The following is a 24,618-nucleotide window of genomic DNA, read 5'->3' as shown; positions in this document are numbered from 1 at the left end:
GAGTCTTCCAATTCTTTGTGTGCTAAACAATCCTTACCCCTTCACCGCACCAGACGTCAAGCCCCCGACAATATGCTTCTGTCCTATAATAAAGACAATCAATACGGGGATCGATGTTAGCACGATATTCGCACTCACTAAATTCCACTGTGCGCTAAACTGTCCAAAAAAGTTAAACACGGCTAACGTCACTGGCCATTTATCTACAGAGTTAAGGAAATAAAGTGGCGCTGTAAACTCATTCCAGACATTCATGAAATTCAATACAAAAATCGTCACAAGAACTGGCTTTAATAGCGGCAAAATCACTCGGTAAAATAAACTAAATGCATGGCAGCCATCAATGACCGCCGCTTCATCAAGCTCGCGCGGAATATTCCGCACAAATGCGTAAGCAATAAATAATGAAATCGGTAGTCCCATTCCCGTGTATAGCAGGATCATCCCCCAATGCGAATTAATTAATCCAAGCGTCTTCATTACATTCATTAACGGAATATAATTAAGTGGCAGGGTAATCCCTAATATAATGAAGAAATAAATCGCCTGATTGAGCTTTGAAGGATTACGCGCTAACACAAAAGCTGCAAACGCAACGAGAATGACTAAGATCGATGTACTCACAACCGAGTGTAAAATACTATTAAAAAACGATACAGCCAAGTTCCCACGTTCAAACACGATCGCGTAGTTTTCGAACATCCACTGCTCTGGCAATCGCAATGTCAGAACAGTCGCCTCTGCATCCGTTTTAAAAGAGTTAAGCAAAATAACAGCAAACGGAAGAATCACAATAATGCTTAATAGCCAAGCAACGATATTCAGTAGGATTGATACCCCTTTTTTTGCTTTCATTTAGTATTCCACCGCCTTTTTGTTCATCGTACGAATAATGAAGAAGGAAACAACAACCATGATGACAAATAGTAACGTTGACAAGGCACTTCCTAAGCCCCAATATCCTTTTGCAAACGCCGAATAGACAGCTGTGTTAATCACGTCTGTTGCATTCCCTGGTCCACCGTTCGTTAAGACGTATATGATATCGAATACACGTAATCCATACGTAATGTTCAATACCGTCGTAATTGTAATCGTGGGCAAAAGCATCGGCAATGTAATCGAGAACAAGCGCTTGAAAAAGCCTGCCCCATCGATTTCTGCCGCCTCATAGTAATCGTTCGGAATGGCAAGTAATCCCGCAATGAAGAGAACCATAATATAGCCCATTCCCTTCCACGTATCAACGGCCATCACGGACGGCATGGCCCACGCTAGCGAGCCTAACCAATCCATCGCCAAAAAATCTAAACCAATAGAACGTAACGTATTATTGACAAAACCGAAATTCGGATCTAGCAAACTTTTAAAAACCAGTCCGATAATTAAAAAGGACAACACTTGCGGAGAAAAAATGACCATTCGGTGGAAATTTGCTGCCCGTACCCCATTAACTAGCAGAATCGCAATTAAAAGTCCTAATACCGTCTTGGCGATCGACGTCACAAGCGTGAACACAAATGTATTTTTAATGAACGTCATATACACTTGATCCCCAAACAAAATGGTCCGATAATTGTCCAAACCAATGAAATTTTTAATATCCGAATAACTATTCCAATCTGTAAATGAATAATAAATCCCCATAAAGGAAGGCAATACAATAAAGATAAAATAAATGACAATCGCCCCAAGCGAAAAATACCACGGATACAGCTTATTTCGATTCAATCCTCTCACTCCTTCCAAATCTTTGCTGACGATGAATGAAACAACGATAGTAAAGGTCTCTTTTTTTATTCGTTGTAAGCAACTCGTTCTTGCAGGAGCACTAATAAGTTTGATTTTTAACTTTTTTGGTGCCACCGTACTCACTAAAACAGCTATCATCGTTTTCAGGGGTGTTCCAAAAGGTAAATACCTCTTAGGACACCCCCCTTTGCTTCATTAATCCCAAGCAGGATCTTGCTGAACTTTTGCTAGTTCTGCTCGCCGATTGTCAATATTCTCAAGGATTTGCTCTGGAGTAAGTGCTCCGGCAAACATACCAGAAATGTCTTTCCCAATATCCATCCACTGTGGGTCAATATATGTGACAGCCGCTTGCATAACAGTTCCTGAATCTAAATTTTCTTCGTATTCAATATAATCAGGTGTTAGCTTCGGTTCAATTTCTGGCCAGCTGATCGTTAAGTTTCCTTCACCACCGTCAAAGAAACGTTGAATGTTTTCATTTTTCGTCATCCAGCGGAAAAACTCACGAATTTCCTCTTCATGCTCGCTATTCTGATTCCCAAACATAGCCGCTGATCCACCTGGGTTCACACCAATTGTTTGGTTATCGCCCCACGGCATAACGAAGAATCCAATATTACCGTCCATTTCAGGATGAGCATCAATAATTTCTTGCTCAGTACCAGGAACTCGTAGAATCATCGCTGCTTCTTCACGACCGAACGCATCTAAGCCTGCTTCTACTGTATTCGAGATGAAGTTCTCACCGTAATAGCCCAAATCAGCAAATTCATTCACCTGCTCGATCACTGTCTTTAAGTGATCCATCTCAGCTACGAGCATCTCATTGTTATTAAGCTTCTCATAAGTGCCTGGCTCTACATTCTCATAATGTGGACCAATTTCAAATAAAGGTAGTACTTGGTACCAGCCACTTCCTGGCGCTTGCCAAAATGGAATAACACCTGTTTCATGAATCGCACCAGCGACGTGCTTAAATTCCTCATAGGTTGTTGGAATTTCCAACCCTAAGTCTTCAAAAATACTCTTATTGTAATAGACATACCAAATCTTTCTTGGTGCATACGTTACGCCATAGACTTTATCGTTATAGCTAACGGATGGTAAAATTTCTTCATCCATCCGACTTGCAAACTCTTCGTCTGTTAAGTCAAGGGCATTATCCTCAGGTCTTAAGTTCGCATTTAAACTTAAAGGATCGACATCTAAATTAATAATATCTGGCGCTTCTCCTGTTGATAATTTCGCTCGAATTAAATCACGCCACTGGGCATCTGGTACGACTTGAAAATCAATCTTAATACCTGTTTCCTCTGCAAAATCCTCAGCCATCTCTTGCATAATCCCTGTTCGAGGAATACCAGATTGATGCGTTCCAAACGATAATGTCACATCTTTACGCTCTTCTTCACCTGTTGAGTCATCACTTGAGCCACATGCTGCTAGAACGATTAATAATAAAGTCGACATCATAAGTGCAATCCATTTTCTTTTCATAAGGTTATTGAACCCCCTGTGTTTTTGATTTACTATTATCTAGAACGGCGCCGCCTACTAAATTAAGAATACGCTTACATTCATGTTTGCTCAATAGACAAAAACGGCCTATCGTTTGCACTTTTTAGAACGGTATAACCATAGGAGGAACAAAGATGTTACCGCTTACTCATCAAACGCTACAGTCACGCTTATTTAACTATTATTCACTCTTCTTTTGTATCGTTTTATTTTTAATTGCGGCCATTTTGTTCACCGCCTTATACAATTACAATCGCAATAATATAGCTGAGCAACAACAGCAATTGAGCCGTTCGATCTCACATGCGATTGATCAAGAGCTAGAGAAAATAAACAATTTCTCAATGAACATCGTCTACTCAAATTTAGTAAAGGAGCATTTCAATAATGATCTCACTCCCATTTCTGAGGAGTATGAAGGTGGCATATTAATTGACCTTGAACGATATGAAAGCACGACAACACTAATCGATGTCATTCTTGCCATTATTAGTAGCTCACAAACAGCGAAGCAAGCGAACATTTACGATTTTGACGGCAAAATGCTCGGAGCTGGTCTTTTTAATGGTGAACTTACAATCGACGTCATAAATCGTACATGGTATCCAGAAACAAAAGCAAAAGACGGATTTAAGCATATAAGTCTCGTTCGTGAAGAGGAGCTCCCATATTCGATTAAACAGCATTCGACAAATCCAACATACGTTGCGCTAACAAGAGTGTATAAAGATCGTCATTATGTCGAACAAGGGATTGTTGAAATTTTACAAGGGGCACATACGGTCTTTCATTCGATTCACAATACGATGAACGCTAATGAACAAATTGATATTTATGTCGTTAACGAAAGCGGCACTTTTTTTTACCCTTATGAACAACAATCAGATTCCTTTTATGGAGATGACTATTTGAATATCATTCATCAGCTTCAGCTACAAGAGGATAAGACTCATCACATTACGAGTCCAGCTGACCATAGTAAACAATTAATGATCCATACGTCTTCTGCCGATACAGGGTTAAGCATCATCATTGTTCAAAATCAAAAGGAGCTCTACGCCTTTTTGAATCGAATGACCTATTTGTTCGCCATCATTTTCATTGTTGCACTCGGGGTGATTCTTTGGATTTCCTTCATCGTTTCCAAACGAGTGACTCAACCATTGAATCAATTAACGAAAAAGATCAAGCAAATAGATCTAACTAATTTATCCAACACGAATGATCTCCATACTGAAAGCTTTTCGATCGGCGAAATCGACACATTAAATCGTTCATTTCACGCGATGAATCAAAAGCTATCTCATTCCCTCGATGAGCTACTTATTGCCCGTTCACAGGAAATGGATGCGAAATTTCTCGCCCTCCAGTCACAGATGAATCCACATTTCTTATACAACAACCTTTCGAACATTAGCGCAATGGCGGAGGCTGGAATGGATCATGAAATTGTAAAGCTTTGCGAGAATATGTCTTTTATGCTGCGATATATAGCTACAGAGAGCAAACAAGGTGTTCCATTACGAGACGAATTAAATTATACGAAGCACTACCTAGAATGTATGGACATTCGTTATGAAGATCAGCTTATCTATACCTTTGATATCCCAGACGAAATGAACACAATTATTGTTCCGAAATTGTCGATTCAACCACTCGTGGAGAACTCGATTAAGCACGGGTTACATGTTCCACCCCCTTGGCATATTACGATCACTGGCCAACAAACTGATACAAGCTGGTCCATCACGATTACTGATAACGGTCCAGGCTTTGACCCTGATATTATAAGCCAGCTTCAAGCCTTTCTTACTGAAAACAAGCTTCGTGCGTTACCGCAGCTTAGTATTAACGGAATGGGCTTAAAGAATGTCATAACGAGGTTGAAGCTCATGTACGAACAAGAATTGAATGTAAATATCCAAAACAAAAAAAATGGAGGAGCAATGATTACGATCAGCACCTCCACCCACGAAAGAAAAAGGGAGGAATGAAGGATGACAACTAAATTCAAAGCGATCGTCGTCGAGGACGAAGCATTAATAAGACGCAGCATCACGAAAAAAGTTCACGAACTAAACGAGACGATCCAAGTCGTTGGTGAAGCCATGAACGGAAGAGAGGCTTTAACTCTCATTGAAGAGCACCTTCCTGACCTTGTTTTAACTGATATTCGCATGCCAATGATGGATGGTCTTGAGCTTGCCAAGCAGCTATTTTTCGGCTATCCGCATATTAAAGTGGTCATTATAAGTGGTCATCACGAATTTGAATACGCACGCCAAGCCATTGCCTTTCAAGTGAATGAATATTTGTTGAAACCAACCGTCAATGAGGAGCTCGGTGCCACCTTATCTCGAATCGAATTACAATTAAAAAATGATCTTGAGTCCCTAGCTCATGTCGTAAATTCCTTAGCTGGCTATGATCCTGAGGAGCTTATCGAAACGATTAAGCTTTATATAAAAAATCACTTTCATGAGGACTTATCATTAAAGGACATCGCAGCTCAGCTTAATTTTTCTACCGATTATTTAAGCAAAGTTTTCAAAAAACATACTGGAGAAACTCCGATTAAATATTTAACTCGTCTTCGCATTAATGAAGCGAAGCGACTTCTCACGACAAACGTAAACATGGATATTAAAACTGTCGGTAAGCTCGTCGGATATCCGGATCAGCACTATTTCAGTCGTGTCTTTAAAAATAATACGGATTATTATCCGAGTGAGTATAGAGAACGTTAAAAAAGTGTAAGAGCCATTACAGTACTATACACTGCAATGGCTCGCACATTCACTACTGGCCTGGATGATTAAAAAAAGTCTCAGAATAAAGCTCTGCTAACTCTTCATCAACTCTTTCTAAAATAGTATATAAATAATCCCAATCATTCTTAGGCATTTGCCACATTAAACCGATAATTGTTACATCTCTCTCCCTAAGCTCATTCATGATAAGTGCAGAACCATTAATATCATCTCGATTAAAATTCATACCAGCAAAAGTTATTTCATCCCCATCACTAATGAAATGAAACTCCCATTCAAAAATACGCTCTTTCCTTCCATACATACCAGCCATTGTTCTTACGTTCGAATCAATAAATGTATATCGAATCTCTTCCCACTCAATGGTTGTATTAGAATGAAATACACTATTACTATGTATCGAACGTTCATCTACATATTGGTATTCATTCATGAGCAATATATTAACCACTACAAATACCATAAGCATTATTAAAAAAGATCTCCATCTACTTATCCACTGTTCACCTTCACCCCAAAAGTAACATCGAGTAAATACGAACCATAAGTAAAAACAGAGGATATACGTTAAAATTTGTGTGTAAAATGAAGTATATGGTTTGGAATAAATCGCTTCTTCAGGAATAAACCAGCTAACCTTCATTTGAAAAATAAACTCCATCACTAAAAAGACACACATAAATAAAAAGGCGCTCACATACACCTTAAACCAATTATTCTCATACCACCGTTGTTCCTTCTCCTTTAAAATTAGCACACCAACAATACAAAAGATCAGCGATGTGGGCAATATGACCCATTGATTGTCTCCTCCCCTAAACCAAATCAGATAAGCTATAACGACAACTATCCCACCGAAGGTCTTCCGATTAATCTCCACTTCTATACCCTCCAACCACTCCTTATTCTTTCATGATTATAGTACAGAAGACAACGCGGATAGTATAGGATCATTTTCCTTTTTACAGAAATGTGTAAAACCTAAAAGAGATCATATAATAGAAACGCTTTATGCTTTATGTACAATGAAAAGGGGGTATCCCAAAAGGTACATCTGGACCTTTTGGGATACCCCTGAAAAAATGTACGGAGTCGCTATATTTTTTCGTGTTATGAGAAGTCGTTTCTCCTTTCGAGGTGAATAGAGCTAAGCTCCATCGTTATTCCTTACATTTGAAAGCAGTCTTCTCTCAACGATCTATTGTACATTCACTCTTCGCTTACGCTTTCTCAAAAGCATAAATGTCAATCCTACAAACAATAATCCTAATCCAAGGAACATATAATTAAATAGAGCAGTAGCTGTATTAGGTAATTCCTTATACTCTTCAAGCCCTTCGCTAGCCTTGATTAATTCAGCTAACGCCTGATCTATTTCTAATTGAGTAGCATTAGGGTCATTTAACACGTCCAGCGCTCTGCTTAATGCTTCTTGATAGCGTTCCCAGCTTTTACTCGTGTAATCAGAATTGTTTAACCCTTTCGCATAATCGACAGCTTCTTGAAGTGCGGTTTTGTCGACAGTTAATGCTTGTCGCGCAGCTTCTAGGTCAGCTCTTGCTTGATCGATCTCCTCTTGTGTAGATGCCGGATTATTCAACACTTGCTTAGCAGCCTCTAAGGCTTGTACGTAACGAGCCCAGCTCTCTTTCGAATAATGTGCTTCATCGAGCGTTTCTGACTGTGCTACTTCTTCTTTCAAACCTTGCTTATATACAAGATTCTTATAAGCCTCTTCAAGATTCGCCAGAGCTTGATCTACTTCATCTTGAGATGCTTCTGGATCTGACAGTACATTTCTTGCATGTTGTAACGCTCGGTCAAAATCATTCCATGAATCACCGGTATATGCAGAATCTTGTAATCCTCTATTTGCAATACCTTCTTCTAATTGAATAAGTGATTCCTTATCAACAACAATAAAGCTATGATATTTTGTAACATCTGTACGACCTTCTTGTGATGATGTCACTTCTACCTGATATTCACCTGGTTCAAGCTTCTCTAGAACTTGATACGACCAAGTTCCATCTGGGTTGATAATTAAATCATCTTGATTGACGACCATTCGTTCTCCGTCTGGCGCAATAATAGTAATAACCGCATGATCTGCATCAGGATCGACAGTACCTCTTATCGCTGGAGTCGTATCATTTGTGATGCCATTCGGTCCTTCAATTTGCAGAGCTTGACCGAAGCTATCGTATGCAGCAAATTCAAAATTAGCTACTGCCGTTCCGTTTTCTTCATCACCAATGAGATTGGAGCTACCAGCTTCTTCATCGTACAATACTTGGATATCTGCATCACTTGAAAGCTGTGTGCCATCAGCCAAAGTAAGCTTTAACTGATTTGACTTCCCTTCTTGATCTAAGCCAATTCGTTCAACAGCGATCACTTCGACTAATTGTCCATCAACAGTAACCGTAAATCCTGCTGTTAAATCGGCATTTTCATCTATAAAAGTTACATTCTTTCCAAACTCGACAATGATTTCACCGTGTCCATGGAGAAACTTTGCATCTTCTGCAATAGGTGCATGCTTCTCTAATCCCTCTCGCGCTACTCGTAAATCTTCTAACGCTTGATCTACTTCATTCTGTGAAGCTGTTGGATTATTTATTACTTGTTGCGCATTTTCTAATTCTCTAACAAAATCATCCCATCCTGATCGATAATCATCTTCTTCAAATTGAACGACTTCATCAAGTACTTCTTGAAGAACGGATTTATCAACCACTGTGAATGATTCTTCCTTCACAACTGCAGAACGACCTTCTTTTGTTGCTGTCACAACTACTTGATAATCACCTAAATCAAGTGGCTCCAAACCTGCCCACTCGCTATCAGATACCGTCCACGTGCCATCCTCTTTATTGACTATAGCAAGAATCTCCGTCACAACGTTCCCATCTGCGTCAACGATATCAACCTTAACAGAGTCTACTTCCCCGTCTACTGTACCATTAAATGACGGCGTTGAGTCATCTGTGTTACCAGTCGTTCCTTCAATTTGAAGCGCTGCCCCAAATTCATCCGTCGCAGGAAAATCTCCCTGAAAATCTCGAACTGGTCCTGGATTGTCTTCTTCAGCACCAATTAAGTTGCTACCTGCTAATTCTTCATTATATGCAACAGTGACTTTCACATCACTATCTAACTCCTCATCAACAGTTAATATCACGTTAACACCATTAGCGACTGCATTTGTAACTGTTAATTGACGTTCATGTTCACCTTCGCCTACTGTTACAGTAAATCCATCTGTCGTATTTTCCAAATTTGCAAACACAACACTTTTATCAAATTCAATCACAAGCTCATTTGAACCATGTTCAAAGCTTGCAAAATGTTCTACTGGAGACACTCTAACTAAACCATCTTTTGCATTTTGTAATTCACTTAAAGCCTGATCAATAGCTGCCTGGTTCGGATTTGAACCACCTGCATTAGCTATTTCGTCTAAAATATCTTTTGCATTTTGAAGTGCTTCTGAAAATGCAGGATCACGATCTGATGAATCACTATCCCACCCTGACTGATACTCGGATTCAACTAAATCCTTCACTACATTATAGTAATCTTCTAATTCAGCATAATCGACAAACGTAAAATTCGTCACTTCTACATCAGATGTTGCGCCACCCTTAGATGCAGTAGCTTCTATCGTGTACTCCCCTCGTATCAAATCATCAGCAAGCTCAATAGACCAAGCGCCATCCTCTTCTACATTTGCTGGACCATTGTAGACTATATGACCTTCAGGACTAGTAACGACTACATCTACAGATGAACCTGGTTGCGTCGTACCTGCAATCCCTTTTTGCGTTGGATGATAAATGAATTCACCATCTTCGGGTCCAACAATCTCTAAATCAGATGTTAACTCTGCACTTGCCTCCTCTTGCGTATTCATTTTAATAACAAGCTCACTATCTACTAATTCAACACTTCCATTGTTGGCATCTGTTAACTCAATGTTAACTGGACGGTCACCACTGTATTCCGTATTCTGATAATAGACAAGCTGAGCAATCGCCTCTACCACTTCTGTAGAAACTTGACTACTAACAACACGGACATTATTAATACGTAATTCTGCACCTAATGCTCGGCCACCTGTTCGATCAAATGAACCAGCTACAAAACGGAATTTATAATTTCCGGTTTCATCAACAGTTCCATTAGTCGTTGTCCAGTATTGATCAAAGCCTCTACCATACATCAATAAACTAACGACCTCTTCCGTATTAGCATCTAGAAGAAACCCATACACTTCATAATCGTCATGTGTACTCGTATTCGATGTCGTTCTCGCTCTCCAATCAAAGTACAATTGATCGCCTGCATTCGCATAAAACGCACTACTTGTTGCCTGTACAGCAAAAGCTGATGTCTGCGCAGAAGACGTTGAATCGTTCACTAGTCCTCGTTGAAATCCTAATTTTAAATAATTTCTACTTTCAGGTTCATCATCATTAGGATCATTCGCTATAAAAACGCCTCTGTATAAATTATTTATATCTCGAATATCAAATTGGGTCGATTCTGAACCTTCATAATTAGGTCTCCCACCTGTCCCATCATACCTTACATCCGTTATGTACGTATAATCTGGGCCAGAGACCGTATATGGTGGTCCACTGTCTGAAATTTGCGTGTACGGTCTCCCTTGTGTTCTAGAAGCCAATTCACCTAGAATAATAGGTTGATAGGATTCATAGGTTACATGTTCATTAGGATAGATATCCCAATCAGGGACATAACCAGTGTGTCCAACTTGCTCAAAGTTCCCATTCGGTAATGGTGTAGACAAATCAATTTGAAGTGGACCCGCTTCCCCGTTATTTATACGATTAACAGAAGCAATCGGAGCACCATCTAGAAGGATTTCTCCATTCGCATTAATAGTAATCGTCTTGATTTCTCCATCCACATCAACTGTCGTCGTAGTACCTTCTGGGATAACTAACTTATCCGTACCCACATATGGTTCTTCAATACGAAAGATTAGTTTCCCCTCAGCTAATGACGGAGTAGCGACTTCACTAATTTGAAAATTAGGAGCCACTTGTACCTCATCGCCAATAAGCGGATTGTATTCAATGTCTTCTAATCCAGCAGCCAATACTGTTTGACCACCGAATCCAGGTACGACTATTCCCCAAATTAAAATAAAAATCATAAAAATGACCATTTTGGACTTGTAGCGTCTCATTTCCGTATCACTCCTTCTCGTTCAAATTTTGATTAACTCCTCCAAAAGCCTTAGACTTTTACTCTAAGGACGGAGCAGCCACCACCTTTTTAGTATAGAAGGATCACATTCACAATAACTAAACAAAAACGACATAAATAGGCATAAATTAATAGTTCTTTATAATGACTTTGTCGGTTTTTGCTGAATATAGAACTCTATTTTCATTTAAAATGATTATATAGTCCTGTTTTTTATATTTGTATAGATTTCTGACTATTATACTTTTATCATATTCATTACTTACTCTTTAGGAGATTGCTACAAAACGATTCCATAAATAGTTTTGTAGTAGGTTATCATTATATCAATATAGAAATATGTATTTTCGCTACACGGAACGATATTCTTTCGAACTAGCAAATGCGTACTATGTATATCCATTAAATTTATATGTTCATTACTGAAAAACTATCTAAAAAAAGGAGAATATAATATGAATGTTTGTTTGTTTGATGATGAGCCATTAGCATTAACGTTTTTAGAACGGAAATTAGCTAAATTAAAATATATTAATATACTTTTCAAATCAACTAAACCTTCGATCGAGGATAAGAAGAAGCTATTAGCTGAAGCCGACTTAGTTTTCTTAGACATCGAGATGAGAAAAGTAAATGGTCTCGTTCTTGCAGAAAAGATACTTCAAGTTAACCCTTCTATTAATATTGTCTTTGTCACTGCGCACGACCAATATGCAATTGAAGCCTTTGAATTGAATGCCTTAGATTATATACTAAAGCCTGTCTCCCCTGAACGATTAGAAAATACAATTCAACGAATCGAAACACTCCCTTCAACTTTAAATAAAACAAAATCAGATTCTACTAGTCCACTTAGAATAAATGTATTAGGTGATTTTAAGGTACACTATTCTCATTCCTACAGCTTTGAAAAGATTACTTGGAGGACAAGTAAATCCAAGGAATTATTCCTGTATCTACTTCAACATGAAGGGAAAACAGTCTTAAAATCGCAAATTATTGACGTATTATGGGGACAGCACAACCTAAAGAAGGCTTATTCTAACTTGTACATGAGTATTTACAATATTCGCAAAACCTTTGGGTCATTTCAAAATTATATAGTCGTATCTAATGTACATGAAGGATATTTACTAGAATTAAAAAACGTTATATTAGATAAAAATGAATGGAAACGAAAATTAGAAGCAGCTCCTTCAATCACTAATAGTACTCTTGAGATTTATGAAGACATTATGTCCTTGTATTCAGGGTCTTATTTAGTAACAAATGATTACATATGGCTAGAGAATGAAAGGTTTGAATTAGAGGAATTATGGCTTCATCGTGCCAGACTTATTGCAAATTGTTATATGGAAACCAATGATTTAGAAAAAGCCGTTCACTGGTATTTAAAAATACTTGAAATCAGACCTGAAGATGAACAAATATCCTTTTCCTTAATGAAAACATACGCAAGCTTAAACTACCGAATGTTTGTCGACTACCAATATCAACAATTATCGAAAAGTTTATCAAATATGAACTTAGAAATAGATCCAGTTATTAGCGATTGGTACTCACGGTGGAAGCAACAATACTAATGCGCAAGGCCTATAAGAGATGATATAATAATTGCAAACAGGAAATGGAGGGATTTCCATTGGTGGATAAGCATGCCATAATAGCCTGTCTTGTTGAAAGAGTTTCCCCTATTTTCATTGTTCTGTTTGGTTCTGCAACGAATGGATTTTTCCGAAACGACAGTGATATTGATATTGCTTACTTAAGCGAAACGTCTTTGACTAATTATGAACGCTTTATGCTTGCACAAAAATTAGCGTCACAACTTAATCGCGATGTGGATCTCATTGACTTGAAAGAAGCAAGCATTGTCTTTCGAGTTGAAATTATCCAATCAGGCAAAATCATTTACTGCTCAGACGAGACAAAGCGAATGTGGTATGAAATGAGAGCGCTCAAAATGTATGCAAAACTGAACGAAGAACGCAAACCCGTTTTAGATACAATCAACGAAAAGGGGACTATATATGGAGAATAATGTCATATTAAACAAAGTAAGTACTGTGGAACGCTGCCTAACACGAATTAAAGACGTTTATGACAATAACCGTAACAACCTAACAGATTTCACCAAACAAGACTCCATTGTTCTCAACTTACAAAGAGCTTGCGAAGCGTGTATTGATTTAGCGATGCATATTGTTGCAACGAAGCAGCTAGGTATTCCACAAAATAGCCGTGATGCCTTTACCATCATCGAACAGGAAGGCCTCATACCTTCATCATTATCCCATCGTATGAAAGCAATGGTAGGTTTTCGAAATGTAGCTGTACATGATTATCAAGAAATCAACATTCAAATTTTAGAGAAAGTGATTGAGAATCATTTAGTTGATTTCACCTCATATACGAAAGCAATCCTTGCTCATAAATAATATCCACCTAGAGGAAAAAAAGCATCCCATAAGGTCAGCATTGACCTTACAGGATACGTCCTCTTACAAAAGGGAACTGAAAAAATTGATTTGTAACTCTTTCGGTACCACCTTACAACGTAACGACAATCGTACTTTCACCTTTTGCAGGAGTTAAGCTTATACCAAGCTCTCTATCCTCAGCTGTTGCTCCAGTCACACCTGCTACACGATTCACACCACGTAACGTAACCGTATATGGCTTACTGGCTCCTGTAACCGAGATCGTAATCGTTTCTCCTTCTCGCGTTGCTGTAAACGATACTTCCTCCTCACCTTGCTCAGCGTAAACAGTCGTTTCCGCTTTGTTTCCTGCTTCAAGCGCAAATAGCTGGAAGTCGACGTGATCAGCGAAATCATAGTCAGGCTTCGTATCATTGTGACCAACCGCAATGACAGAGTTCGGGCGAACAAAGAGTGGCACACTTAAATAATCATGGTGCTCCTGCTTCCACGCTCCTCCTTCAATCGTACGACCTGTTACAAAGTCCGACCACGTTCCTTCTGGTAAATAATATTTAGCGATTCCTTTTTCATTGAAGATTGGCGCTACAAGTAAAGACTGACCTAACATGTATTGACGATCAAGCTGATCACAATTCGGATCATTCGAATATTCAAGTACCATCGGTCGCATCATCGGAATTCCTTTTTGTGAGGACTCATTGGCCTCACTGAATAAATATGGCATGAGCTGACATTTCAGCTTCGTGAAGTGACGGACGACATCAACGGCTTCCTCATCATATAACCACGGAACACGATATGATCTACTTCCATGGAGACGGCTATGACTCGATAATAAACCAAATGCGGCCCAACGCTTATACACATCCGCCGTTGCTGTGCTTTCAAAGCCTCCAATGTCATGACTCCAATAGCCAAACCCTGACATTCCTAACGACAACCCACCACGTAAGCTCTCCGCCATCGATGCATACGTTGCCGTACAATCTCCTCCCCAATGAACCGGGAATTGCTGACCACCAGCCGTTGCTGAACGAGCGAATAATGCAGCTTCCCCTTTGCCAAGCTTCTCCTCTAGCACATCAAAGACGACTTTATTATAGAGGAACGTGTAATAGTTATGCATCTTCACTGGATCAGAACCGTCATGGTATACGACATCTGTCGGAATACGCTCACCGAAATCTGTCTTAAAGGAATCGACACCCATATCAACAAGATCACGTAGCTTATCCGCATACCATTGGCACGCTGCTGGATTCGTGAAATCGACAATTCCCATTCCAGGCTGCCACAAATCCCACTGCCATACATCACCATTTTCTTTTTTAATGAAATAGCCATTCTCCTTCGCTTCCATAAACAAGCTAGAACGCTGTGCGATATACGGATTAATCCAAACACAAATCTTCAAGCCCTTCGCCTTCAAGCGCTCAAGCATCTGCTGAGGCTCAGGAAAGATACGGTCATCCCACTCAAAGTTACACCATTGGAATTCCTTCATCCAGAAGCAATCGAAATGGAACACATGTAGCGGCAGGTCACGCTCTGCCATTCCATCGATAAAGGAATTAACTGTGTCCTCATCATAATCTGTTGTAAAGGAAGTCGTCAGCCATAACCCAAACGTCCACGCAGGAGGTAATGCTGGCTTACCCGTTAACGATGTGTAATTCTCCAACACTTCCTTCATCGACGAGCCACCAATGATAAAGTAATCTAGCTTCTGCCCTGGCACACTAAACTGTACCTTTGACACATGCTCTGAAGCTACTTCTAATGAAACATTTTCAGGATGATTAACAAACACACCGTAATTCTTATTCGTTAAGTAGAACGGGATATTTTTATACGACTGCTCAGAGCTCGTACCGCCATCCTTATTCCAAATGTCAACGACCTGACCATTTTTCACAAATGGCGTGAAACGCTCACCTAATCCATACACATATTCACCAGGATCAATACTGAGCTGATCACGCATATACGTCTGGCCATCATCAGCAATAACATGGGCAACACTTTTGAATTCACTCGCTGTTAGAAGCTCATCTTTATAATAGAAGCCAAGCTCCCATCCACCTTCTTTACTAATTTGTGCGCTTACATCTCCACTTGAAAAAACAACACCTTCATCATTGTTTTTAATTGAAACGGTTACATTTTCATCCTCTTTGATTTCAAAATGAGGCCCAAGATCACGTGCTCCTTTATGATGATCCACTTGTACTCGAATCACATCTTTCATCGGTGAAGATAAATTCACTTCAATTAACGGTGTATCAAGCTGCCCCGAACGATTCACAATTGGTTTTGGAGGACCAACTAGCGTAACCGAATCCTTATGCTGATCAACATCAAACAATTCGACTGGACTAATTAATTGATAACCCTCTTTTGTCAGCCATTGTCCATTACTGAATTTCATCTCGCATTCCCCTCTCGTTCACTTATTTTATTTTATAATTAAAATAATACTGATTAATTACGAGTATTTCTTGTATAATTGACACATAATCATAACACAATTCTGATATATTGGAGAGAATAAAATGAATAAGGATACATTATTAGAGGATCGCGTTCACGGTGACCCGATGTTTGCCTTTCATATTTATATGGTCGATTATCTTGATGGGGATGTGATTTTTCAATGGCATTGGCACCATGAGATGGAATTTCTCGTTATGGAACATGGTCAAGCGCTAATTCGGGTCGGTGCATCTGAAGTGACATTGCAGGAGGGAGAGGCGTTATTCATTCCGAGCGGACAGCTACACGCTGCTTATCCAGTGGGCAACGAGCCTTTCCGCTTGCAAGCAATCGTCTTTCATAGTCAGCTCATCAACAGCGCGACCTATGATACGATACAAAGTCATTTCATTGACCGACTTTTAGAGTGGGACGATGACGAACCAATTCTCATTAAAGAAGCTAGCGCTTTTCGTCATATCGAAGCCATCCTCTCACATTATGATGAAAAGAATTCAACCTATCCTTTGCTAATAAAAGGGGAGCTCTTTCTCCTATTCGCTTACCTTATGGACGAATATGAGGTTAAACGGAAATCACCAGCTCGAACCGAAAAGAGCGAGAACATCACTCGTCTGAAGCAGGTGCTCACGTATATGGATAAAAACCTTCAAGAACGTCTTACTGTTAACGACCTTGCCTCGCATATTCAAATGAGCGACGGTCACTTTAGTCGTTTTTTCAAATCGTATATTAAAATGACACCAATTGACTACATGAATCATGTCCGCATTAATAAAGCCGCGAAGCTACTAAAGGAGACAGATCGCTCCGTTCTCGACATTTCTCTTGAGGTAGGTTTTGAGAACACAAGTTATTTCATTCGCATATTCAAACGAAAGAAATCATGTACACCATCTGAATTTCGGAAAGGTCGTGGGTAGTTGGGGGCATTCTCAGTGTAGCGGTTCCTCAATCCGCTATTCCCTCTCAAGTTCGTCTATTCACAGCGTTTGGGTTCCTCATTCCTCTATTTAAGCTTTCCAGACCCATTTCACCCTATTTTTGCTGAAATAGCGCAAGGAGGAGGACCCTATCTCCTCAACCTACGGATTTTCCGTTATTTAACGGCAGGGGGAGTACTCATTAACTCTCTGATGGCGGCAATCTCCTCTTCGCGCAGCACATACTAGGATTTATTTTTACTCAACCATTTGCGAATTGACTCACTTTATGGTATTTTTAACCTATCAACACATACACTAAAAAAACGAATGGCCAATGCTGGTAACATTAGCCATTCTGAGCATTAGATATTCCCAGTTTTGGGAAGCTGTCATCTTCTAAAACCGGTGACACACAGCCACCCTTTATGCTGCCAGCAAAGGGTGGCTACTTCTTGTCCTCATCCTTAAATGATAAGATTGAAATCACAAGCATTCCAAACATAATCATCAATGAGATGCCCTCAAAAGCAGTCAACGCATCACCCCCTTCCATTAGGGGATCAGCTAACCCTTCACCTTCTTATCTAATACCTGCCTTCTAGTATACCTTATTTTTCCTTCGAGTTCCTCCCATCTTGATATTTCTAATTAGATTGTAAAATAACTTCATGCCATCATAAAAGTGAACGACTATTTAACGATAGACTTAAAAGAAATTTGATTTCAATTGCTCTAGACTCCATTTAATTAAACGTTTATTTAATTTCAACATCTTCTCTCTTTCAGTCATGCGTGTTACGATATACCTAGATCATAAGAAGGATAAAGCGAGGTTGGTCATGAAGCAAACATTTACCCACGTTGAATTACAGCTACCTGCTATTGTCGCGATATCAAAACGGGAGAAAATCACTTTTTTTACGATAAAGGATCAATTAAAGGCGTTTACGAAGCATGGAGAGATCTCCTTACTCCCTAACACTACAGACACTATCCTGCCTCATTTTCATGACAGCAAGAAGCTAATCGGCATTTGCTACGACATACAAAGAAACAATCCATCATCGACACAAAACGTCTATCTTTTAATAACCGCTAAAGATGACGAAGCATTAGTCGCTAAGGTCGATGAATACGTTAAGCAGCAAGAGCGAGAAGAACAGGAAAAACAGCGACGATTCGAGGCACAACTACAAAAGCAACAAGAGGACAGGCGCCAACAACAAGCGCAAAGAAAAGCAACAAGAGCACGAATAGCTGAAATAAAAGCGAAAAATCGAACCTATATGCAAACACAAAAGGTTCCCCCACCCACTCAAAAAAACTCAAGCTTACTAGGCTCAATGGTCGATTTCCTTTTTTCCAAACCGCAGTCTGCTCAACGAGTCACACACTGCTTTGACTGTAAACAGGGCCTTGACTCACAATTCGATTATAAATGTCAAACGTGTAATTGGTTAGTATGCAGTTGTGGCGCATGTGGCTGTACCTATCAGTTAACGATTAACTAATAGATCTGTTCAGATTAGAAAATCATGCAGGAGAGAGCCCTGAAAAAGGTTGATTTTTACTTTTTCAGGACCCTCCTCTTATTACAACCTTCTTGATGGAACCTCATTCCGCTATTTGACTATTTGTGCTTCACATTTCTCTTTTTTTGGCTCATTAACGGAATGACGTTCCTCTTCATACGCTTAAACGACGTATTTCTTCCTTTTAACGGAATGAGGTTCCGTTTGGCCTACCAGCACGACAAAGGCTTTAAGGTTGGATGATGGATTCCCCTTTCATCCAACCTTAAACGCAGATTCTTTTACAGCTAATCTCTAATAAGATCAAGCTCAACTGGAATAAATTCTTCTATATCCTCACCATTAAATAGGCTCATTGCCGCTTCAATCGCTTCCTCTCCGATTAAGACGGGTTGCTGTGCAACTGTACCGGCTAAACGACCAGCATCCACTTCTGCAACAGCATCCTCTGTCGCATCAAACCCTACAATAACTAAATCATCACGCCCAGCCGCAATAGCTGCTTCTAATGCCCCAAGAGCCATTTCATCGTTATGAGCAAAAACACCGACGATATCTGGATTGCTTTGGAGAATGTTTTCCATCACGGATAAACCTTCTGCTCGATTGAAGTTCGCTGATTGTGCCGTTACAACATCTAGATCATTGTCTGCTACGTTATTAAACCCTTCTCCACGTTCACGTGCTGCTGATGAACCTGGAAGACCTTCTAGTTCAGCTACTTGAGCGCCTTCACCGACTAACTCAACTAATAATTCTGCCGCCATTTCGCCACCTGCTACATTGTCTGAAGCAATATGAGCCGTAATTTCTCCACCATCAGATCCACGGTCCACTGTAATAACCGGAATGTTCGCAGCATTACTCGACTCGACAGCTGACACAACGGAAGAAGAATCGGTCGGGTTAATTAAAATAATATCAACACCACGCTGAATGAGATCTTCCACATCGTTCACTTGCTTCGCATCATCATCTTGCGCATCAACGGTGATTAATTCAATTCCTAGCTCATCTGCCTTAGCTTCCGCCCCTTCCTGCAATGTCACAAAGAACGGGTTGTTTAACGTTGAAATGGAAAACCCTACAACTAATTCATCACTATCGCCGTCTGCACGATCACCATTCTCTACTGGAGATTCCATCGAGCACGCCATTAACCACATGCTCATAATTGTTACAACTAACATCATTAATTTCTTTTTCATTTTAACCTTCCCCTTTATGCATTTTTTTTGCGGTCTAATAGTACCGCTAATAAGATCACACTACCTTTGACAACTTGTTGAAAAAATGAACTCACTCCCAATAAATTGAGACCATTGTTCAGAACTCCTATGATCAAGGCACCTATTAACGTGCCGACGATCCAACCTCGTCCACCAGTTAAGCTCGTTCCTCCAAGTACAACCGCCGCAATTGCATCAAGCTCGTACATCTGTCCCGCAGTTGGCTGGGCTGAGCTTAATCTTGACGTTAAAATAACACCTGCTAACGCAGATAGAAAACCTGTTAACGAGTACACGTATATTTTAATGCGACTCGCACTAATTCCTGATAAGATCGCCGCTTCTTCATTACCACCAACGGCATATACACGACGACCGAATGTGGTCTTCTTCAAAATTAAATACAAAACAACAAATGCTAGCATCATCGTCACAGCTGGCATAGGAATGCCAAAGAAGTAGCCTCGACCAATCATCGCGAAAAACGAACTGTCCCCAATACCGGAAATAGGTTGTCCACCTGTAAAGAATAACGTTAATCCACGATAGATTGTCATCGTCGCCAATGTTGCAATAAAAGGGGCTACCTTCCCTTTTGCAATGACAAATCCATTAAAGGCACCAAGTATTGTTCCAACAATTAATCCGATTAACACCGCAAGCACAGGATCAACGCCCGAGGCAATTAATGAAGCTGTTACCGCTCCTGAAAATGCGAGAATGGAGCCAACCGATAAATCAATTCCCCCTGTCAAAATAACAAACGTCATTCCAAATGCAATTAACGCATTAATGGATACTTGCCGCAAAATATTTAACAAATTAGATGCGGATAAAAAGCTCGGATTCAAGATTGAAATGATGATAACAATAAGTATAAGGCCGATAAAAGGACCTAACATACTTAGAATAGAACTCAGCCGTTTATTAGCGAACATGCTTATCTCCCCCTGTCGCATAATGCATAATCTTCTCTTCTGATAATTCCTTCCGATCTAATATGGTCATAAGCTCACCTTCACACATCACCGCTACTCGTGAGCTCATTCCAATGATTTCAGGTAGCTCAGAGGAAACCATGATAATAGCCACACCTTGACTCGCTAAATCATTCATAATCGAATAGATTTCTTTCTTCGCACCAACGTCAACTCCGCGAGTAGGTTCATCTAGAATTAACACATCGGGCTTCATCCCAAGCCATTTGGCAATGACCACCTTTTGTTGATTACCGCCACTTAATGACTTTGCTTTTTGTTCAGAGCCAGAAGAGCGAATGTGAAGCTTTTTAGCCATTTCGGTATACAATGCCTTTTCACGAGATTGAATCATCCAGCCCTTTTCAGACAGGGTCTTTAAATTGGTTATATTCAAATTTTCTCGAATAGAAAAATCAACCACTAATCCTTTTGATTTTCGATCTTCTGAAACGAAAGCAACCCCTTGGGCAATTGCATCTGCCGGGCTCCGTATCGTTACTTTTTGACCGTCAATATACACCTCACCACGGTCAGCCTTTCGATAACCAAAGATCGTCTCCACTAACTCAGATCGACCTGCCCCCATCAATCCAGAGATGCCAAAAATCTCTCCTTTTTTTATATCGAAGGTAACGTTTTTAAATTCATCATTACGTGACAAACTCTTTACAGAAAGCTTCGTTTCACCCACATTCTCTTTCCGCTCAGGAAAACGTTGACCAAGCTCTCGTCCAACCATCATTTGCACAATCTCATCAAAGCTCGTGTCCTTAATCGTTTTCGTACCAACATATTGTCCATCTCGTAAAACAGTAATTCGGTCACATATCGAAAAAATTTCTTCCATGCGATGAGAAATATAAACAAACGAGACACCACTTTGCTTTAATTTCTCCACCATCTCAAATAACGTATCAATTTCGCGATCAGTCAAAGCGGCAGTTGGCTCATCCATAATAATGACCTCTGCATTGGTCATGAGTGACTTGGCAATCTCAATAATTTGCTGCTTTCCAACTGAAAGGTGTTTCGCTAACGTCGTTGGTTTAAGCTTCAAGCCTAGCTTGACCAGCTGCTTCTCAGCGATCTTGTTCATTTCCTTCGTCTTCATCCAACCCGTTTTCCCAAGCGTTTTCTCATTCCCTAGGAATAAATTCTCTGCAACTGTTAGCTCTGGTAAGATATTCAGCTCCTGATGAATAACAGCAATACCATCCTTCTCTGCCTGCTTAGGACTTGTATAGTGAACGTCTTTACCCTTCACGACAACCGTTCCTGAATCTCGCTCGTATACACCTGAAAGAATTTTCATTAGCGTTGACTTTCCAGCGCCATTTTCCCCCATTAGTGCATGGATTTCTCCTTTTCTAATTTCAAAGTTGACCTGCTTCAATACTTGATTCCCATTAAAGGACTTGTTGATTTCCGTCATCTCAATCATCTACACTCACCTCCAATTAGAAAATAACACCAGCCTGCAAAATAATATTGGCATATGGAGTCGTCTCACCTGTACGAATAACAGCCTTTGCCGTTTGACTCTGTTTCTTTAAGCGTTCATGGTCTACGTACTCAATTGGAAATTCATATTGCTGAATGGTTTCACACATCTGGGCATTTCTCATTTTTATTTCCTTCGCAACAATACCTTTTTCTACTTCCATATCAGCTAACACAACATCTAACGTCCGTAAAAAGGTCGGATCACCTAACTCCAATGACAAATCAATACATGGTACACCATCAGGAATGGGCAACCCACAATCGGCAATGACAATTTGATCCGTATGTCCGAGCTTAGCTAGAACACTTGAAATATCTCTATTTAAAATCCCCTTTTTCTTCATTCTGCATGAGCCCTTTCTGCTAAAAAATCCCTCACTTCTTCATCGGTCGGCATCCCACCTTGCGCTCCGAATTTCTGCACCGATAATGCAGCGGCTGCATTCGCGTATTGAATCGCATCCTTCATCTTCATTTGGCGTCCAAGCGCCACAGCCAAAGCACCATTAAAGGTATCACCAGCACCTGTTGTATCGACTACATCAACCTTATATCCGGGAAGAATTTCTTCCGCTAGGTCATCTGTTAAATAACTGACGCCCTTTTCCCCTAGCGTGACAATTAGCTTCTCCTTATAGGTCTCTCTATCAAGCTCCATCTCATCTCTTTCCTTCTCATTAGGTGTCAAATAAGTCACAGCATCTAAGATAGCAGGCGATAACGGATGAGCTGGGGCCGGATTTAACAGAATCGGTATTCCTTTTTCTTTGCAGTAACCGGTTACACATTCAACCGTTTCAATCGGAATTTCTAATTGAACGATAACGATATCACTTCGATCAATAATAGCTAAATGCTGCATGATATAATCAGGTGTCACATCATAATTAGCACCCGCTGATACGATAATTCGATTATCTCGCTCCGAAAGCACAATGGTCGCAACACCTGTATGATTATCTGTAACCGGTTCCACATTGTCGATATTAACATTTTGCTCCTTCAAATGAGACTGAAGCTCTTTACCAAAAGAATCTTCCCCTACTCTTGCTATCATATGAACTTCTGCACCTAGGCGAGCTGCCGCAACGGCTTGGTTCGCTCCCTTTCCACCAGGCATTGTGCGAAAGCCCTCACCCATGACTGTCTCACCTTGCTCCGGTACTCGGCCCGTCATTGTCACCATATCCATATTGATACTTCCGATAACCGTAATAATAGGCTTTGATTTACTCATATTCTTCACTCCTCGTCGTTTCGCGTATATTCAATTGTGTCTCTAATTCATAATGCAATGTTTCTAATGGTTGCTTTTCAATTTGCTTAATTAATAGCCTTGTAGAAATGGCACCCATTTCATAAATTGGCTGGATAACGGTTGATAATGAAGGAGTCAGCATCTCACCAAGCGGAATCCCATCAAATCCAATTAATTGCACATCCGTTGGAATCTCTTTACCCACCTGCTTTGCTGCCTTCATCACTCCAGCTGCCATAATATCACTACTGGCAAATATCGCATCGATATATGGATAACGTTCAAACAAATCAAGTGCGGTCTTTTTAGCATGGTGAATGTTGAATTCAGACTCCACGACTACATGAGCAATTCCTTTCTTTTCCACAACTTCTTTGAATCCTTTGTAGCGCTGGTCAGCAGTCTTCACTCCAACCGGCCCTCTTAAATGAGCTATAAACGTACTTCCATTGTCTATGAGGTACTCTGTCGCCTGTTGTGCTCCGATAAAGTTGTTCGCTGTTACGATTGGAACAGAATCACTAATTGAGCGGTCAAGAGCAACCAATGGTACGTGTAAGCTTTTGTAATCATCGATCGATAATTGATTCGTTGATAGGATCAGACCATCAATATACTTTTGCTTAAGCGCATCCACATATTGCTGTTCCTTCTTTTTATCTTCATCCGTATTACAGATCACAACCGTGTATCCGTATGTTAACGCAACATCCTCAACGGCACGTGCTAATTCTGGGAAAAACGGATTCGAAATGTCTGGAATGAGCAAGCCGATCATCTTAGATGTCTTATGATACAAAGATCGCGCAACAGAATTCGGCTTATAATTTAAATCCTTAATGGCCTTTAATACAGCTATTTCTGCATCCTTACTCACATATCCTTTTTTGTTTAACACTCTAGATACTGTAGCAACCGACACATCGGCATACTTTGCTACATCTTTGATTGTTGTCATGTTCTCTCGCCTC

20 protein-coding genes are annotated in these 24,618 nt (G+C 40.0%); 7 read left to right on the top strand and 13 right to left on the bottom strand.

The window, feature by feature from the left end; translation table 11 throughout:
- Positions 1–33: 33 nt before the first annotated feature.
- The 3 genes from MW695_RS02170 to MW695_RS02160 all read right to left on the bottom strand — a co-directional run bounded on the left by MW695_RS02170 (position 34) and on the right by MW695_RS02160 (position 3,252).
- Positions 34–855 (bottom strand): carbohydrate ABC transporter permease, encoded by an 822-nt coding sequence (locus MW695_RS02170; protein ID WP_247102596.1) that lies wholly within the window; start codon positions 853–855, stop codon positions 34–36.
- Positions 856–1,740: a carbohydrate ABC transporter permease gene (locus MW695_RS02165; RefSeq protein ID WP_247103101.1), complete on the bottom strand. Its 885-nt coding sequence runs from the start codon at positions 1,738–1,740 to the stop codon at positions 856–858.
- Between the two features lie 207 nt (positions 1,741–1,947).
- Complete coding sequence (locus MW695_RS02160) at positions 1,948–3,252, bottom strand: ABC transporter substrate-binding protein (RefSeq protein WP_247102592.1); 1,305 nt, start codon at positions 3,250–3,252, stop codon at positions 1,948–1,950.
- 155 nt (positions 3,253–3,407) lie between these two features.
- Between MW695_RS02160 and MW695_RS02155 the strand changes: the two genes are divergently transcribed.
- A complete protein-coding gene (locus MW695_RS02155; protein ID WP_247102589.1) occupies positions 3,408–5,267 on the top strand; it encodes a cache domain-containing sensor histidine kinase in 1,860 nt (619 codons plus the stop codon).
- 3 nt (positions 5,268–5,270) lie between these two features.
- On the top strand, positions 5,271–6,020 hold the full coding sequence (locus MW695_RS02150; protein ID WP_247102586.1) for a response regulator transcription factor: 750 nt from the start codon (positions 5,271–5,273) through the stop codon (positions 6,018–6,020).
- Between the two features lie 52 nt (positions 6,021–6,072).
- On the opposite strand, the gene MW695_RS02145 is transcribed toward MW695_RS02150, so the two are convergent.
- The gene (locus MW695_RS02145; RefSeq protein WP_247102584.1) at positions 6,073–6,924 is read right to left on the bottom strand and encodes a hypothetical protein; all 852 of its coding nucleotides are present in this window, start codon (positions 6,922–6,924) and stop codon (positions 6,073–6,075) included.
- Positions 6,925–7,242: 318 nt separating this feature from the next.
- Positions 7,243–11,262 carry an LPXTG cell wall anchor domain-containing protein gene (locus tag MW695_RS02140; RefSeq protein ID WP_247102582.1) on the bottom strand — a complete coding sequence of 1,340 codons (4,020 nt, stop codon included), beginning with the start codon at positions 11,260–11,262 and terminating at the stop codon, positions 7,243–7,245.
- A 475-nt stretch (positions 11,263–11,737) separates the two neighbouring features.
- On the opposite strand from MW695_RS02140, the gene MW695_RS02135 reads away from it, so the two are divergent.
- Genes MW695_RS02135 through hepT form a run of 3 tightly spaced genes read left to right on the top strand, consistent with a single transcriptional unit; the run spans position 11,738 to position 13,720 of the window.
- Positions 11,738–12,865, top strand: a complete 1,128-nt coding sequence (locus MW695_RS02135; RefSeq protein WP_247102580.1) for a response regulator — start codon at positions 11,738–11,740, stop codon at positions 12,863–12,865.
- Between the two features lie 59 nt (positions 12,866–12,924).
- Positions 12,925–13,323 (top strand): type VII toxin-antitoxin system MntA family adenylyltransferase antitoxin, encoded by a 399-nt coding sequence (gene mntA, locus MW695_RS02130; protein ID WP_247102578.1) that lies wholly within the window; start codon positions 12,925–12,927, stop codon positions 13,321–13,323.
- Positions 13,313–13,720, top strand: coding sequence for a type VII toxin-antitoxin system HepT family RNase toxin (gene hepT / locus MW695_RS02125; RefSeq protein ID WP_247102576.1), 408 nt, complete (start codon positions 13,313–13,315; stop codon positions 13,718–13,720). The genes mntA and hepT overlap by 11 nt, the downstream gene beginning before the upstream one ends.
- Before the next feature lie 112 nt (positions 13,721–13,832).
- Here hepT and yicI read toward each other — a convergent pair whose 3' ends face one another.
- Complete coding sequence (gene yicI / locus MW695_RS02120; RefSeq protein ID WP_247102575.1) at positions 13,833–16,154, bottom strand: alpha-xylosidase; 2,322 nt, start codon at positions 16,152–16,154, stop codon at positions 13,833–13,835.
- A gap of 124 nt (positions 16,155–16,278) precedes the next feature.
- Here yicI and MW695_RS02115 point away from each other — a divergent pair, with 124 nt between their 5' ends.
- Positions 16,279–17,142 (top strand): helix-turn-helix transcriptional regulator, encoded by an 864-nt coding sequence (locus tag MW695_RS02115; RefSeq protein ID WP_247102573.1) that lies wholly within the window; start codon positions 16,279–16,281, stop codon positions 17,140–17,142.
- A 448-nt stretch (positions 17,143–17,590) separates the two neighbouring features.
- On the opposite strand, the gene MW695_RS02110 is transcribed toward MW695_RS02115, so the two are convergent.
- Positions 17,591–17,680 (bottom strand): putative holin-like toxin, encoded by a 90-nt coding sequence (locus MW695_RS02110; protein WP_247102572.1) that lies wholly within the window; start codon positions 17,678–17,680, stop codon positions 17,591–17,593.
- Positions 17,681–17,933: 253 nt separating this feature from the next.
- Between MW695_RS02110 and MW695_RS02105 the strand changes: the two genes are divergently transcribed.
- Positions 17,934–18,656, top strand: coding sequence for a DUF3801 domain-containing protein (locus tag MW695_RS02105; protein ID WP_247102569.1), 723 nt, complete (start codon positions 17,934–17,936; stop codon positions 18,654–18,656).
- Between the two features lie 308 nt (positions 18,657–18,964).
- Here the strand turns inward: MW695_RS02105 and rbsB are convergent, their stop codons facing one another.
- The 6 genes from rbsB to MW695_RS02075 are packed head-to-tail and all read right to left on the bottom strand — an operon-like array spanning position 18,965 to position 24,605.
- Positions 18,965–19,885 carry a ribose ABC transporter substrate-binding protein RbsB gene (gene rbsB / locus MW695_RS02100; RefSeq protein ID WP_247102567.1) on the bottom strand — a complete coding sequence of 307 codons (921 nt, stop codon included), beginning with the start codon at positions 19,883–19,885 and terminating at the stop codon, positions 18,965–18,967.
- 14 nt (positions 19,886–19,899) lie between these two features.
- Positions 19,900–20,844: an ABC transporter permease subunit gene (locus MW695_RS02095; RefSeq protein WP_247102565.1), complete on the bottom strand. Its 945-nt coding sequence runs from the start codon at positions 20,842–20,844 to the stop codon at positions 19,900–19,902.
- The gene (locus MW695_RS02090) at positions 20,834–22,327 is read right to left on the bottom strand and encodes a sugar ABC transporter ATP-binding protein (protein WP_247102564.1); all 1,494 of its coding nucleotides are present in this window, start codon (positions 22,325–22,327) and stop codon (positions 20,834–20,836) included. Before MW695_RS02090 ends, MW695_RS02095 begins: the two co-directional genes overlap by 11 nt.
- Positions 22,328–22,343: 16 nt before the next feature.
- Positions 22,344–22,733, bottom strand: coding sequence for a D-ribose pyranase (gene rbsD / locus MW695_RS02085; RefSeq protein WP_247102560.1), 390 nt, complete (start codon positions 22,731–22,733; stop codon positions 22,344–22,346).
- On the bottom strand, positions 22,730–23,626 hold the full coding sequence (gene rbsK / locus MW695_RS02080) for a ribokinase (protein ID WP_247102556.1): 897 nt from the start codon (positions 23,624–23,626) through the stop codon (positions 22,730–22,732). Before rbsK ends, rbsD begins: the two co-directional genes overlap by 4 nt.
- Positions 23,619–24,605 carry a LacI family DNA-binding transcriptional regulator gene (locus MW695_RS02075; protein ID WP_247102548.1) on the bottom strand — a complete coding sequence of 329 codons (987 nt, stop codon included), beginning with the start codon at positions 24,603–24,605 and terminating at the stop codon, positions 23,619–23,621. Before MW695_RS02075 ends, rbsK begins: the two co-directional genes overlap by 8 nt.
- Positions 24,606–24,618 lie beyond the last annotated feature (13 nt).

Origin of the sequence: Halalkalibacter sp. APA_J-10(15), from assembly GCF_023017105.1 — a bacterium.
Taxonomy (GTDB): domain Bacteria; phylum Bacillota; class Bacilli; order Bacillales; family Bacillaceae_D; genus Halalkalibacter.
The sequence above is the reverse complement of the archived record's forward strand: the minus strand, read 5'-3'. Positions and strand labels throughout refer to the sequence as shown.

What these genes read in the sequence shown, in the direction of transcription:
- MW695_RS02170 (WP_247102596.1), bottom strand. Translation starts at nt 855, where the DNA reads ATGAAAGCAAAAAAAGGGGTATCAATCCTACTGAATATCGTTGCTTGG.
- MW695_RS02160 (WP_247102592.1), bottom strand. Translation starts at nt 3,252, where the DNA reads ATGAAAAGAAAATGGATTGCACTTATGATGTCGACTTTATTATTAATC.
- MW695_RS02155 (WP_247102589.1), top strand. Translation starts at nt 3,408, where the DNA reads ATGTTACCGCTTACTCATCAAACGCTACAGTCACGCTTATTTAACTAT.
- MW695_RS02150 (WP_247102586.1), top strand. Translation starts at nt 5,271, where the DNA reads ATGACAACTAAATTCAAAGCGATCGTCGTCGAGGACGAAGCATTAATA.
- MW695_RS02140 (WP_247102582.1), bottom strand. Translation starts at nt 11,262, where the DNA reads ATGAGACGCTACAAGTCCAAAATGGTCATTTTTATGATTTTTATTTTA.
- MW695_RS02135 (WP_247102580.1), top strand. Translation starts at nt 11,738, where the DNA reads ATGAATGTTTGTTTGTTTGATGATGAGCCATTAGCATTAACGTTTTTA.
- hepT (WP_247102576.1), top strand. Translation starts at nt 13,313, where the DNA reads ATGGAGAATAATGTCATATTAAACAAAGTAAGTACTGTGGAACGCTGC.
- yicI (WP_247102575.1), bottom strand. Translation starts at nt 16,154, where the DNA reads ATGAAATTCAGTAATGGACAATGGCTGACAAAAGAGGGTTATCAATTA.
- MW695_RS02115 (WP_247102573.1), top strand. Translation starts at nt 16,279, where the DNA reads ATGAATAAGGATACATTATTAGAGGATCGCGTTCACGGTGACCCGATG.
- MW695_RS02105 (WP_247102569.1), top strand. Translation starts at nt 17,934, where the DNA reads ATGCGTGTTACGATATACCTAGATCATAAGAAGGATAAAGCGAGGTTG.
- rbsB (WP_247102567.1), bottom strand. Translation starts at nt 19,885, where the DNA reads ATGAAAAAGAAATTAATGATGTTAGTTGTAACAATTATGAGCATGTGG.
- MW695_RS02095 (WP_247102565.1), bottom strand. Translation starts at nt 20,844, where the DNA reads ATGTTCGCTAATAAACGGCTGAGTTCTATTCTAAGTATGTTAGGTCCT.
- MW695_RS02090 (WP_247102564.1), bottom strand. Translation starts at nt 22,327, where the DNA reads ATGATTGAGATGACGGAAATCAACAAGTCCTTTAATGGGAATCAAGTA.
- rbsD (WP_247102560.1), bottom strand. Translation starts at nt 22,733, where the DNA reads ATGAAGAAAAAGGGGATTTTAAATAGAGATATTTCAAGTGTTCTAGCT.
- rbsK (WP_247102556.1), bottom strand. Translation starts at nt 23,626, where the DNA reads ATGAGTAAATCAAAGCCTATTATTACGGTTATCGGAAGTATCAATATG.
- MW695_RS02075 (WP_247102548.1), bottom strand. Translation starts at nt 24,605, where the DNA reads ATGACAACAATCAAAGATGTAGCAAAGTATGCCGATGTGTCGGTTGCT.